This window comes from Streptomyces sp. 11x1 (genome assembly GCF_032598905.1).
Classification (GTDB): Bacteria; Actinomycetota; Actinomycetes; order Streptomycetales; family Streptomycetaceae; genus Streptomyces.
Map to the genome: position 1 here is coordinate 4,943,052 of NZ_CP122458.1, position 12,231 is coordinate 4,955,282.

At 73.3% G+C, this 12,231-nt stretch carries 9 protein-coding genes and 2 pseudogenes; 5 read left to right on the forward strand and 6 right to left on the reverse strand.

The genetic code is table 11. The annotated features are described in order from the left end of the window. The first annotated feature begins 44 nt into the window (after nt 1-44). Nucleotides 45-971, forward strand: coding sequence for a hypothetical protein (locus P8T65_RS21645; RefSeq protein ID WP_316726946.1), 927 nt, complete (start codon nt 45-47; stop codon nt 969-971). Nucleotides 972-1,066: 95 nt separating this feature from the next. On the opposite strand, the pseudogene P8T65_RS21650 reads toward P8T65_RS21645, so the two are convergent. Then, nucleotides 1,067-1,231: pseudogene (locus P8T65_RS21650) on the reverse strand (zinc ribbon domain-containing protein); the annotation flags it as partial. Here P8T65_RS21650 and P8T65_RS21655 point away from each other — a divergent pair. The 4 genes and pseudogenes from P8T65_RS21655 to P8T65_RS21670 all read left to right on the forward strand — a co-directional run. Further along, a pseudogene (locus tag P8T65_RS21655) lies at nt 1,224-1,355 on the forward strand (restriction endonuclease); the annotation flags it as partial. The pseudogenes P8T65_RS21650 and P8T65_RS21655 overlap by 8 nt on opposite strands. 147 nt (nt 1,356-1,502) lie before the next feature. Further along, nucleotides 1,503-2,714, forward strand: a complete 1,212-nt coding sequence (locus tag P8T65_RS21660) for a 4-hydroxybenzoate 3-monooxygenase (protein ID WP_399103178.1) — start codon at nt 1,503-1,505, stop codon at nt 2,712-2,714. 65 nt (nt 2,715-2,779) lie between these two features. Then, a complete protein-coding gene (locus P8T65_RS21665; protein WP_316726948.1) occupies nt 2,780-4,501 on the forward strand; it encodes a methyltransferase in 1,722 nt (573 codons plus the stop codon). 122 nt (nt 4,502-4,623) lie between these two features. Continuing rightward, nucleotides 4,624-6,438: an endo alpha-1,4 polygalactosaminidase gene (locus P8T65_RS21670; RefSeq protein ID WP_316726949.1), complete on the forward strand. Its 1,815-nt coding sequence runs from the start codon at nt 4,624-4,626 to the stop codon at nt 6,436-6,438. Nucleotides 6,439-6,543: 105 nt separating this feature from the next. Here the strand turns inward: P8T65_RS21670 and P8T65_RS21675 are convergent, their stop codons facing one another. The 5 genes from P8T65_RS21675 to P8T65_RS21695 form a co-directional block, all read right to left on the reverse strand. Further along, nucleotides 6,544-7,848: a JmjC domain-containing protein gene (locus tag P8T65_RS21675; RefSeq protein WP_316726950.1), complete on the reverse strand. Its 1,305-nt coding sequence runs from the start codon at nt 7,846-7,848 to the stop codon at nt 6,544-6,546. Beyond that, on the reverse strand, nt 7,845-9,050 hold the full coding sequence (locus tag P8T65_RS21680) for a hypothetical protein (protein ID WP_316726951.1): 1,206 nt from the start codon (nt 9,048-9,050) through the stop codon (nt 7,845-7,847). The genes P8T65_RS21675 and P8T65_RS21680 overlap by 4 nt, the downstream gene beginning before the upstream one ends. Then, the gene (locus P8T65_RS21685) at nt 9,047-11,539 is read right to left on the reverse strand and encodes a DUF6624 domain-containing protein (protein WP_316726952.1); all 2,493 of its coding nucleotides are present in this window, start codon (nt 11,537-11,539) and stop codon (nt 9,047-9,049) included. The genes P8T65_RS21680 and P8T65_RS21685 overlap by 4 nt, the downstream gene beginning before the upstream one ends. Nucleotides 11,540-11,631: 92 nt before the next feature. Next, a complete protein-coding gene (locus tag P8T65_RS21690; RefSeq protein WP_215447805.1) occupies nt 11,632-11,787 on the reverse strand; it encodes a hypothetical protein in 156 nt (51 codons plus the stop codon). Between the two features lie 96 nt (nt 11,788-11,883). Then, nucleotides 11,884-12,189 carry a hypothetical protein gene (locus P8T65_RS21695; RefSeq protein ID WP_316726953.1) on the reverse strand — a complete coding sequence of 102 codons (306 nt, stop codon included), beginning with the start codon at nt 12,187-12,189 and terminating at the stop codon, nt 11,884-11,886. Between the last annotated feature and the right edge of the window lie 42 nt (nt 12,190-12,231).

The following is a 12,231-nucleotide window of genomic DNA, read 5'->3' on the forward strand; positions in this document are numbered from 1 at the left end:
TCCCGATCGAGGGCCTGACCGATCAGGAAGCTCGAACCTTCCCAATGGCTGATTCGCAGTCTAACGCGCCCCTGCGCGCCGACGCCGGAGTACCCACCTCCGGCGTGATCCACGTACGCACCCGGCTGACAGCCGACTTCACGGTGATCTCCAACGCCCTCGCGCAGCGGCGCGGCAGCGCGGTCACGGTCGGCGTCGCGACGTACATCTCCTCCCTGCCCACCGGCACCCCCGTGAGCATCACCGCCCTGTGCGCGCACTTCGACGAGGGCGAGATCCTCATCTCGCGAGCGCTCAGGGAACTGGAAGCGGCCGGATACCTGGAGCGTCGGTGCGAGCGAACGCCCACCGGGCAGGTCCGCACCCGGACGTTCTTCTACGACGTCCCCGGCGGCGAACCAGACCCGGACCCGAGCGGGCCTCCCAGGCCGCCCAAGCCTCGTCGCCCCCGGAAGCAACCCGCCGCCGCCACGCCCGCACCCGGTGCCGCGCCGGACACGGTGGAGACGCCCGCACCGGCGGAGGTGAAGACGGAGGAGGCAGCGGAGCCAGAAGCCAAGACCGAGGCCGAGGCACCGGCCCCACTCACCGACGCCGACCCCCGAGCCATCGCCGTACTCGCCGGCCTCCGCCAGGTCGACCCCCGCCTCGTCCTGTCCGAACGGGAAGCCGCCCGCCTCGCCCCGGCCGTCACCCGCTGGCTCGCAACAGGCCTCCTGCCCACCCAGATCACCGACCACCTCACCGCACGACTCCCGGCAGACCTCCTCGTCCGCCCCGTCGGCATCCTCGCCTACCGCCTCAAGGAAACACCCCTGACCGCACCACCGACCGGAAGTCCCGAAACCCCAGAACGCCCAGTGGTCCTGAAAATGCGGAACTGCGACGGCTGCGACCGAGGCTTCCGCTCCGCGGGACACAGCCACTGCCGGGACTGCCGCTCCCAGAACCAACTCCCCGCAATCGGCTGAGCCAGTGGCCGGAGGTGCGGTCCACCCGCAGGTGGGAGGCTTGATTTGACATCCCCCTGGTGGGGGATCCCGCCCTGTCCTGCCGCGACGTTGATACTGGCGTTGGTGTCCGCGTTGCAGGTGAAGCCGCAGGAGGAACAGACGAACCCGGTTTGGCTCTTGCGCGATTCCTTGTCGATCCACCCACAGGCACCGCACCGCAGACTCGTGTAGGGGGCGGGAACGTCCTCGACCCGGCCGGGGGCCATGTGCCCGGTCATCGCCCTGGCGGGACGTGCGCTGGTCGGTCCGCAGCCGGGCGTCCGCCTCGTGGCGGCCGACCACCTCGACTGGCACATCAGCCAGGTCTTCCGCGGCACACCGCGCCCCGCCACGGCCGCCTGAGGCCACTCCCCCGCCGGCGTCGCGGCCGCGTCACGGCACGTCACGGTTCTTGGTCTTCTCGTTCAGGTGATCTTCGTCCGGTAGGGAACTTCCTGGCACCTACTATCCCTTCTCGTGACAGATAGGAAGATCCGGCGAGCAGCCGATGTGGTCGTCCTCGGTGCCGGTCCGGCCGGGCTCGTGCTCGGCAATCTCCTCCAGGACAGCGGGATCGACTGCGTCCTGCTGGAGCGTGCCGAGCGCGCGTACGTCCAGACGCGGGCGCGGGCCGGGTTCCTGGCCGCCCACACCGTACGGATCCTGGAGCGGCACGGGCTGGCCGAGGGGCTGCGCCGGGACGGACAGGCCCACAGCACCTGCGAGTTCCGCACGGAGGACGGCCGGTTCCGGCTGGACTACAGCGGCCTCGGGCGCGGTGAACGGCACACCGTCTATCCCCAACAGCGGCTGGTCACCGACCTGTTGACGCGGTACCTGGCCGCCGGCGGACAGGTCGAGTTCACCACCGAGGCCATGGACGTCCTCGACGCCGACACGGACCGGCCTTCGGTGACCGTGCGCGACGCGGACGGGCGGCCCGGCGGCTGGCGGGCGCGGTACGTGGCCGGGTGCGACGGACGGCACGGCGTGGCCCGCCGGTCGCTGCCGGCCGGCTCCGTACACCGTCACCACCTGGACCACGGCGTGACCTGGCTCGGACTGCTCGCCGAGGCGCCGCCCAGCCTGGACGCCGTCGGATACGCGGTGCACGAGCGGGGTTTCGCCGGGCACATGGCGCGGACCCGGGAGATCACCCGCTACTACCTGCAGTGCGAGCGCGGGACCCCGGCCGACGCCTGGTCCGAGGAGCGCCTCTGGGACGAGCTGGAGCTGCGGATGCGGGCGACGGAGTACGGTCCGCTGCACCGCGGCCCCGTGGTGCAGCGGACCGTCGTCGACCTGGAGTCCGATGTGCTCGAACCGCTGCGCCACGGTTCCCTGTTCTTGGTCGGCGACGCCGCCGGTCTCATCAGCCCGTCCGCAGCGAAGGGCGCCAACCTCGCCGTCCTGGAGGCGGAGTTCCTCGCCCGCGCCCTGATCGACGCGCTCCGGCACGGCGACACCGAGGGGCTCGACACCTACTCCGCGCGCTGCCTGCCGTACATCTGGCGCGCTCAGGAGTTCTCGCACTGGATGATCGGACTGCTGCACGGCCCACCCGGCAAGGACGGCCACGGCACCGACGGCCACGGCGCGGACGGCCACAGCACCGACGGCACGCTCTCGTTCCACAACTCCCTGCGGCGCGCCCGCCTCGCGTCGCTGCGCAGCTCGCGCACCCGGCAGGACTGGTTCGCCGAGCACTACGTCGGCGTATGAGCCTTCTCCTTTCTTCTTCCCCCTCCGCACACCCGAGTTCCGCACCCCGAATGAGGATCCCCGCAATGATCACGACGTTGTCGGGCGACAGCGACACGTCCCGCCTGCGCGCGACGGTCGACTTCGTCAAGGAGCAGGACACCGCCGCGCTGCTCCCGCTGCTGCTGCCCGGCCTCGACGGTCCCGAGCTACGGGCTCTCGCGGAGCGCTGCCGCTTCTCCCATGCCGCGCTGCTCGTCTTCCCCTCGGACGAGGCGGAGTTGCGCGCCATGCTCACCGACTGCGGCCTCGGCGCGGTCCCGCCGCCGAGGCCCAGTGTCGTCGTACGCGAGCGACTCGCGCTGCGGCACCGGCGGCCGGGGGCCGAGCTGGACATCGGCATCGTGCGCCCCTCGGTGGTCGGCGCGGGCGGGGAGCACCGGACGGTCGAGGTGTTCGCGCTGACCGTGCCGCCGGGATCCGGCCTGGAGACGCTGGCCGCGCACGAGCGGGAGCGGCAGCACGAGACCCACCTCGCGTTCGACGTCACGGCGCCCGAACCGCTGGTGCTGCGCGGCCTGTGCGCGACCTTCGCGCGCTACGGGGCCGCCCCGGACGGCGGCGGCTACAACCCGCACGAGAACGGCACCGTCCTCTACTTCGACGCGCCCGCCGAGGCCAAGGCCGGGTACCGGCGCGTGGAGCTGTACGTCCCCGGCGACCACCGCGACGTGCTCGCCGACCACCTCGCCGGGCACCGCGCACGGCAGCCGGCCGAAGCGCTCCTGCGCCTGCTGACCGGGGCGTGGACCACCCAGGCGCTGACCGCTTTCGCGCAGCTCGGGGTGGCCGACGCGATGGACAGCGAGCGGGGAACCGGCGTGACGGAGCTGGCGCGGGAGGTCGGCGCACGGCCGGAGAACCTGGCGACGCTGCTGCGCTACCTGGTGATGCTGGGCGTGGTGGCGGAGGGCCGCGACGGCTTCCGGCTCACCGGGCCGGGCGCGCTGCTACGAGCGGACGCCCCGGGATCGATGCGGGCGCTGGCGCTGATGTACGGGGGCCCGTTCTACCGGTCCTTCGCCGGGCTCGGGCACACCGTGCGCACCGGAGAGGTCGCCTTCGAGCACCTCTTCGGCGAGAACCACTTCGACCACTTCGCCCGCGACCCCGAGCTGGCGGAGCTCTTCGACCGGTCCATGGCCGCCGGCTCCGCGATGTTCGACCCGCTGCCCGCGCATCCGGTGCTCACCGCCGCGGCTGAAGCCCCGGTCGGGGGCACAGTGGTCGATGTGGCAGGCGGCAACGGGGAGTTGCTGGGCCGTGTCCTCGCCGCGCACCCCCGTCTGAAGGGGGTCCTGCTGGAGCGTCCGCACGCCGTCGAGGCCGCCCGCCGCCGACTGGCGGAGGCGGGGCACGGCACGCGGTGCGCCTTCGTGGCCGGCGACTTCGCGGACGTCCCCGCGGGCGGTGACGTGTACGTCCTGTCCCGCGTCCTGCACGACTGGGACGACGAGCGCTGCCGCGAGATCCTGCGCCACTGCGCCCGCGCGATGCCCGACCATGCCGATCTCCTAGTCGTCGAACGCGTCCTGCCCTCCGACGGTTCGGCCTCGCTGGCCACGGCCTGGGATCTGCACATGATGTGCAACGTCGGCGGGCGCGAGCGGCGCGCCGACCACTACGGCCGGCTGTTCGCCGACGCGGGCCTCGCCCTGGTGGACCGGAGCCCGCTGCCCCTGGACGGGAACGTGCTCCACGCGAGGAAATCCCGGGCCGCCGTCCGGTGTGAACGCAGGTGTGAATAGCGGCATTCGGGCTGGGGATCAGCATGTCCCGGTAAGCGCTGTCTCGCGAGAAAAACGCGCGACTACTCTGATCCCACTGAACAGCCATTCGAAGGCACGGCACAGGGAAAAGGTGACGGGCGATGCCGCTGAGGCCCGGTGATGTGGAGTCCATAGGCGGCTACACGCTGACCGACCGGCTCGGCAGCGGCGGCATGGGCATCGTCTACCTGGGCCGCTCGGCCTCGGGACGGCAGGTCGCCGTGAAGGTCGTCCACCCCCCGTACGCGCAGGACGACGAGTTCCGCACGCGCTTCCGGCAAGAGGTCGCGGCGGCACGCCAGGTCAGCGGGGCGTTCACGGCGCCGGTGGTGGACGCCGACCCGGACGCCGAACAGCCGTGGATGGCGACGCTGTACGTGCCCGGCCGCACCCTCTCCGAGGTCGTGGCCGAGGACGGGCCGCTGGGCGGACGTGCGCTGCGCACGCTCGCCCTGGGGCTCGTGGAGGCGTTGCGGGACATCCACCGGGCGGGGGTGGTGCACCGCGACCTGAAGCCGAGCAACGTCCTGATGGCCGAGGACGGCCCCCGCGTCATCGACTTCGGCGTCTCGCACGCCGTCGACAACGAGGCCCTCACGGTGACGGGGCGGCTGATCGGGACGCCGCCCTTCATGTCGCCGGAGCAGTTCGCCTCCCCCCGGGAGGTCACCGCCGCGTCGGACGTGTTCTCGCTGGGTTCGGTCCTGGTGTACGCGGCCACCGGGACCCGTCCGTTCGACGGGAGCAGCCCCTACTTGACGGGCTATCAGGTGATGTACGAGGCGCCGGCCCTGGACGGGGTCGCCGAACCGCTCCGGAGCATCACCGAACGCTGCCTGGCCAAGGACCCGGCCGAACGCCCCGATCTCGCCGAGCTGCACAGCCTGGTACTGACGCTGCCGGAGGCTCCGGAGCCTCCGGACTCGCCGGAACCGGGGGAACCCGTTGAGTCGGCGGCAGGCTCCCCGGCTTCCGACGCCCCGGATGCCCCGGATGCCCCCGACGGGCGGCCCGCTCGGCAGGGACGTCGTGGGCGGCGTCTCCTCATCGGCGTCGGCGCGGTCCTGGTCGTCGCGGGGCTGAGCTTCATGGTGCTGACGGCGACCGGGGAGACGGGGCAGAGCCCGTCAGGCTCGGGGGCTGGGGCTGGGGCTGGGGCTGGGACGGGGGCTGGGGCTGGGACGGGTTCGGGGTCGGGGTCCGCCGCCGTGTCCCTGCCCCCGAAGCACGTGCGGTGGGACTACCAGATCGGCGGGGCGTACACCCTGCCGGCCGGCGTGCGGGTGGTCAGCCGTAGCTACGAGGACCCGGCCGCGCCCGGGGCATACAACATCTGCAACTTCAACGCACTCCAGGCGCAGGAGGACGCGGAGGACGACTGGGACTCCGATCTGCTACTGCGCGACGCCGCCGGGAAGATCGTCCGCGACGAGGACTGGAACGAGGCCGTCCTGGACATTCGCACGGCCGCCAAGCGGCAGCGCATCGCCGCCCGGGTGAATTCCTGGATCGACGAGTGCGCGGCCAAGGGGTACCAGGCGGTCGAGCCCGACAACTACGACACGTTCACCCGCTTCCCGGACCAGCTCACGGCCGATCAGGCCAAGGCGTTCATGAAGCTGCTGTCGGCGCACGCCCACGCGAAGGGCCTGGCCGTCGCCCAGAAGAACACCCTGGAACTCGCGCCCGACCGCACCTCCGTGGGGCTGGACTTCGCCGTGGTGGAGGAGTGCGGCGAGTGGGACGAGTGCGGTGATTTCGCGAAGGCGTTCGACAACAACGTCTTCGTCGTCGAGTACACCGCGAAGGGCCTGGCGAACGCCTGCGAGGGCTGGGGCGGCGAACTGAGCATCGTCCGCCGCGACCAGAACGTGGTGCCCGAGGGCACCAGCGGCTACCTCGACGAGACCTGCTGACACCGTCCCCGCGGGGTACGCCTGCCGGACCTGACCCTTCGCACCCGGTCACCCCGGCCGGACACGTACCCGGCGCCAGAGTTCAGGTCGGCCGTCCGGTCCGGCTCAGGGCTCCCGGCGGAGTGCTCGGAAGCTCTCCAGGGCCTCCAGCAGGGCGCGGACGTCGTCGCGTGGTGTGCCGGGCGGGACGAGGGACAGGACGTCGGCCACCCGCACCGGGTCCGGGCCGGCCAGCGCCCGGGTCACCGCCGTCAGGGCGCCGGGCCCGAGGGGGGTGCGGGTCTGGAGGCCGTTCGCCGTGCAGAGCGTCCTGTCGTCGCCGTCCGGGGCCCACAGGACGCGCGCGCCGGGCACGGTCCGCAGGCGGTCGGCGTCGGCGAGGGGAAGCGGCGCGGCGGCGGCCGGTGCGGGCGCGAAGCCTCCGGAGGTCCAGTGGCGCAGGGAGACGGTGGTGACGCGGGGGCCCGTCCGCTCGGGCCGGGCGAAGGCGGCGAGCGCCCGCACCGCACCGCCGAGCGCCTCGGGGAGCACGGGGGACAGCAGGCCGTCCGCACCGGGGCCCGGGGCGCCGACCTCGGCCTCGGGAACGTGGAGCAGGGTGTCCAGGCTGCCGCGGCCGGTGAGCCGGGTCGGGTCGAGGTCGGCGATGAGGGCCTCCACCTCGTAACCGGCGTGGTGCTCGTCCCGGGGCACACCGACGTTGACGCTGGTCGCGGGGGACGTCGTGGCGCTCTCACCGACGTGGTAGTAGTCGGCGGGCCAGTACAGCAGGTCTCCGGGTCCCACGTCGGCGGAGAAGGACCCGGGCAGGTGCCCGGTGTAGTCGACCTTGGTGGAGACGGCCTCGTCCCACGGCCTGCGCGGCCAGAACCGCATGCGCTTGCGGCCGCGGAGCCCGAACATGAAGGTGGCGAAGCGGTCCTTGTGGACGCCGACGGGGCTGTGCTCGTAGGTGCCGTGGAACAGGGTCGTGATGGCGCCGGTCACGGGCAGGCCGACCGCTTCCCACAGGCCGGCGTAGAAGGTGCGCTCACGCGACCACAGGGCGGCGTCGAACGCGTGGAAGTCGTTGACGACGAGGGCGTACCGCGAGGCGCCGAGACGGGCGGCCAGCCGGGTGTCGTATCCGTCGAAGCCGCCGTCCTCGGCGGTCGGCAGCAGGCCGTCGGCCGTGTCGCGCTGGACCCGCTCGACCGTCAACTGCGCGTGCGGCGGCACCCGTTCCTCCGGTCCCACGCACGAGCCGGCCTGCACAGCCGCCCGGAACACCTCCGACACCTCGAAGGGGGTGGGCGACAGACCACGGAACAGCACGGGCGCCCGGTCCCAGTACCGCTCCGCGAAGGTGGTCCAGTCGAACTCCGTCTCCACCGCCACCGCCACTGCCACCGCCGCCGCCGAGGTGCTCACGTGCCGCTCTCCCGTCCGGCCACGTCCACGTCCGTGTCCGTGGCCATGTCCATGTCCTCGTCCGTGTCCACGCCGCGCAGCGTGTACAGCTTCTCCAGCAGGGCCACGACGGCCTCGTCGTGTCCCGGGCCCGCCACGGCGCACAGGTCGCGGACCGTGGGGGTGTCGCCCTGCCGCAGGCGGTCCAGGACGCGTTCGCCGAGGGTGCCGCGGAGCGAGAAGGCGTGGCCGTCGACCGCCCAGAGCCATGTCTGCCCGTCGTCGAGGGGCATCCGGACGACGGCGGACGCCGGCCGCAGGCGGTCGCCCGGGGAGAGGCGTACGGGTGGCCGCGCGTCCGGGGCGGGTTCCAGACCGGCGGCGCTGACCCTGCGCGCCCACACGGCGCTCAGCAGCCGGCCGAGCCGTGGCGTCGCCGTCACCTCGCGCACCAGCTCCGCCGTACTCGCCAGTTCGGGCACGTCGGGAGGGGTCGGGCCGTCGGGCGGGTACGGCAGGTAGGGGACGCGCTCCTGGCCGCGCCGCGCGTGCAGCAGGCCGGCCACGACGCCCGTGACCTCCGCCGTCGCCAGTCGGGGGTCACGGGGCACCAGGAGCCGCAGGGCCATGGTGCGGGGACCGAAGGTCAGGGTGTGCGGCCGGTCGGCCGGCCAGTGGAGCAGGTCGCCCGCTTCGGCGTCGAGGGTGGGCCCGGAGCCCCGGGGCGTGGCCGTCAGGCTGCCGCGCAGCACCCAGACCAGGGCGGAGTGCGGGGAGCCGTGGCGCTCCGCGATGCCCTCGCCGAGGACGAGTTCGGCGACGACGGGCAGGACGGGAAAGCCGACCCGCTCCCACAGGGGCGTGACCAGGGAGCGCACCCCCGCCCACAACGGCGGGTCGAGCATGAGTCCCTGCTCCACCACGAGCAGCCGGCCGCGTGACGCCATCCGCTGGTCGAGGCGCTCGGCGTACCGCTCGGCGGTCGTGTCCCCCGGCCCGGGCAGCAGGTCGCCCGGGGCTCGGATCCGGCCGTCCTCGACGTGGAAGCGGACATCGGGCAGGGCCTGGAAACGGGTCCCGGCGCGGAAGGGTCGCGCGGCCTCGACCATCGTCGTGTAGGCGCGGTCGGCGTCGACGGTGAGCGGGCCGCCCGGCGCGGGCACCACCACCGGTGTGCGCTCCCAGTGGCGGGCGGCGAAGAGGTCCCACGCGGTCCCGGTCACCCGGTGTGCGGCTGGTACCGGCGGTGCAGCCGGCCGGCGTACCGGGCGAGCGGCTCCATCCTCAGACGGCGACGACGTTCGTCCACCTGCTCGGGCTGTTCGATGGGGCACGGCTCCAGCTTCCCTTCCCGCATGCGGAACTTGGTCCCGTACAGCTGCGGCCGGCCTTCCCGGACCCGCAGCGCGTCGGTCACGTACGCCACCTGACGCCAGGGCAGATCCCCGTCGCGGGCGGCCTGTTCGATGAGCCCGAGGCACTCGTACTGGAAGTCCGCCGGCCCTTCGGCGTGCTGGAGGAGCCGGCAGGCCGCGGCCGCCGCCGCCGGGCCGACGAGGGCCCTGCCCGGCCAGCCGTGCCGTCGCACGACGTCCTCCAGCCAGCGGACGGCCGCGGCGGTCAGGGCGCGCAGTCTCTCCCCGGTCTCCTCGTCGCCGAAGCGGGAGTCGGTCCAGCGGGCCCGCAGGGCCGCGTCCACCCGGTCGATCGCCAGCAGGCGCCGCCGCACGTCGAGTGCGGGGGCGGGCCGCACGTCCAGTGCGGGGGCAGGCAGCACGTCCAGTGCGGGGGCAGGCAGCACGTCGAGTGCCGGGGTGGGCCGCGCCAGCCGTTCCGAACGGATCCTCGTCGTGTCGCGGTCCCAGGTGTAGACGATCCGGCGCCCGGCCTGCGGCCGGTCGAAGGCGACCTCGCCGGTGTGCCGGTCGGTGAGCCGGACGTGGACGCCGTCCCCGTGAAGGTCACCGGGCCCGACGGTGTCGTACACGTACTCCACGGCGTCCCGCAGGGCCACGCCGAGGCCGGCCAGGTCGCGGCCGCGTTCGTCGCGGACGGTGGCCGATGGCGGCCAGTCCGGGTGCGGGGCGCCCGGTACGGGAGTGGGGGCCTCTCCGGTGCGCAGCAGCGGCCCGCCCTGCACGGAGCGGAAGAAGTAGGGGGCGTCCAGCGCGTCGAGCTGAGCCGTCTCCTCGGGGCCGAAGACGGTGTCGGCGGGACCCGGTGTCGTCGTGGTGAGGCGGTCGGCGAGCACCTCGGTGTAGGCGGCCGTCGGCTTCAGCAGGACACGGACGTGCCGCTCGCGTCCGGCGCGGACCAGGAAGGACCGGATCACGTCGTGGTGACGGGACATGAGGGTCCAGGTGTCGAACATCCCGCGCAGGAACTCCGGGAGGTAGGGCCCGTATCCGGCGCGCCCCAGGGTGTCCGCGACGACCGTGCGGGTCCGGCCGCGCGCGCAGGGCCGGCTTCTGCGCACCAACCGCAGACCGCCGTCGGGAAGTTCGCCGTAGGGGGGTTCGCCGTCGGGGCGTTCGGTGAAGTGGGCGACCGGTCCGTCCAGGGTGCACCAGCGCGGCTGGTCCTCCAACCCCGGGTGGTGGTGGTCTCCGGCTTCGGTGTCGGCGACGAGTCCGGTGTCGTAGAGGCGTGGCAGCGGCGCGAGGAAAATCTCCAGGTCCACCGGGTAGAGGAGGGGTTCCGGCAGGTCGGGTCGCGTCCCGGCGAGGATGTTGCCCTCGGCCAGGTCGGCGATGCCGAAGCGGAACGCGGCAGCGGCGAGGGACCCCGCCCGGTGCCACAGCAGTTCCGCGCGGCGCCGGCCGAGCCGGGTCCCGTCGAGCCGTCTTCCGGGGGCCGAGCGGATCGGGCCCCACTGCGAGGGCGGCTCGATCCACTCCTGCCAGGTGTAGTCCCGTCGGTCGGGGCCGCTGCCCGCCGTGCAGCGCAGGACGGGCAGCACGACCGGTCCCGTCACGGGCGGCAGGGAGTTGAGGAGGGCGAACACGGAGTCCTCGGGGGCGAGGAAGAGCAGTTCGCCGTCCGCCGGGCGGGGCTTGTACGCGACGACGCCACCGCCGCTCAGGCCCACGCGCAGGATCCTGCCGCGGCCGTTGTGCGTCTCTCCGCCCTGGGCCTCGATGCCCGTCAGGGGCGGACGCAGCGCGGGCCGGTCGAACCAGGGCCCGGTGACGTCCCGGCTCACCCGCTCCAGGAACCGGTCCAGGAACGTCGTCCAGTGGGTGTGCTGCTCGTCGGCCGCGTAGGGGACGCCGGCGGCACAGGCGGTGAACGCCTCGGCCACGAGCGGTCCGAAAAGGGCGCCGTCGGTCACGTCGAGCAGACCGGGGGCGAGCAGGGTGCCGTACCGGGAAGTGGCGTGCCCGCACCAGGCGTCCAGGGCGTCCAACACCGCGACGACGGGGGCGAATCGAGGGGAGGCGAGGGCCGCCGTCAGGACGTCCGCGTCGCTGTCGCCGACCAGGAAGCGGTCGTGTACGAGCAGACCGTCGTCGGCGAGCCGCAGCACCGGGGGGAACAACCGGCCCGCCGTGCCCGCCCTCACCGCCGCCACGACCTTCCGGGCGGCGGCCGAGCCGAGCGAGCGCGCGGGGCGCGGACCGGTGGCCGAGTGGTGCGGACCCGTAGGTCGCGAACCGGTGGCCGGTGCCGCCTCCGACATGGCCGGTGCCGCGTCCCACAGCACGTCGATCACGGTTGGTGTGCCTCCCCCTGAACGGTGCCGCCCGCCGGTCGCCGAGCGGCACCTGTGCGATGGCCGGTGATGTGGTCCGGCCGTGGCTTTCCTCAGAGGCAGTACCAGCGGACACACGTGCTGGCGGCGGCCTTCGTGCGCTGCGGGATGTCCTGCTCCAGTTCGCCGATGACGAGGTCGAGCTCCTCCTCGGCGGACGTCCCGGCCTCGATGGTGGTCCGGACGTCGGCGGTCACGGTGTAGGTCATGGTGATCCTCCTGGATCGACGAGTGGTGATCGGAAGAGGTGGAGCGCCACGGCCGGGCTCGGGCCCGGCCGGGTGCGGGTGCGGGTGCGGCGGCACTCAGACGAAGACGGCCTTGATGTCACCGCCGAAGTACCCGCTGCCGGCCCAGGCCCACGAGATGTTGGGAGCGCTGACGATGTTGCCGCCGATCGTGGTGCAGCCACCCGCGCTGCATGCCGTGCCGACGACGTAGTAGCGACCGCTGTCGCAGCTGACCCCGACGTTCTTGCCGTCGGAGGTGCGATACGTGCTGCACACGATGTCGGCCCGGTCCGGCTGGGCCGCCGCCGGAGTCGCCAGGCCGATCGCGGCCGCCGAAGCGGCGGCGCACAGGGCGGCCACCACACGTGCCCGAGTCTTCATGCCGATGCTGCCCTTCACTGAAAGTGAGGGAGAAGCCCCGTC

Bases quoted from the DNA above. Each gene is read 5' to 3' on its own strand.
- P8T65_RS21645 (WP_316726946.1), top strand. From the start codon at position 45: ATGGCTGATTCGCAGTCTAACGCGCCCCTGCGCGCCGACGCCGGAGTA.
- P8T65_RS21665 (WP_316726948.1), top strand. From the start codon at position 2,780: ATGATCACGACGTTGTCGGGCGACAGCGACACGTCCCGCCTGCGCGCG.
- P8T65_RS21670 (WP_316726949.1), top strand. From the start codon at position 4,624: ATGCCGCTGAGGCCCGGTGATGTGGAGTCCATAGGCGGCTACACGCTG.
- P8T65_RS21690 (WP_215447805.1), bottom strand. From the start codon at position 11,787: ATGACCTACACCGTGACCGCCGACGTCCGGACCACCATCGAGGCCGGG.
- P8T65_RS21695 (WP_316726953.1), bottom strand. From the start codon at position 12,189: ATGAAGACTCGGGCACGTGTGGTGGCCGCCCTGTGCGCCGCCGCTTCG.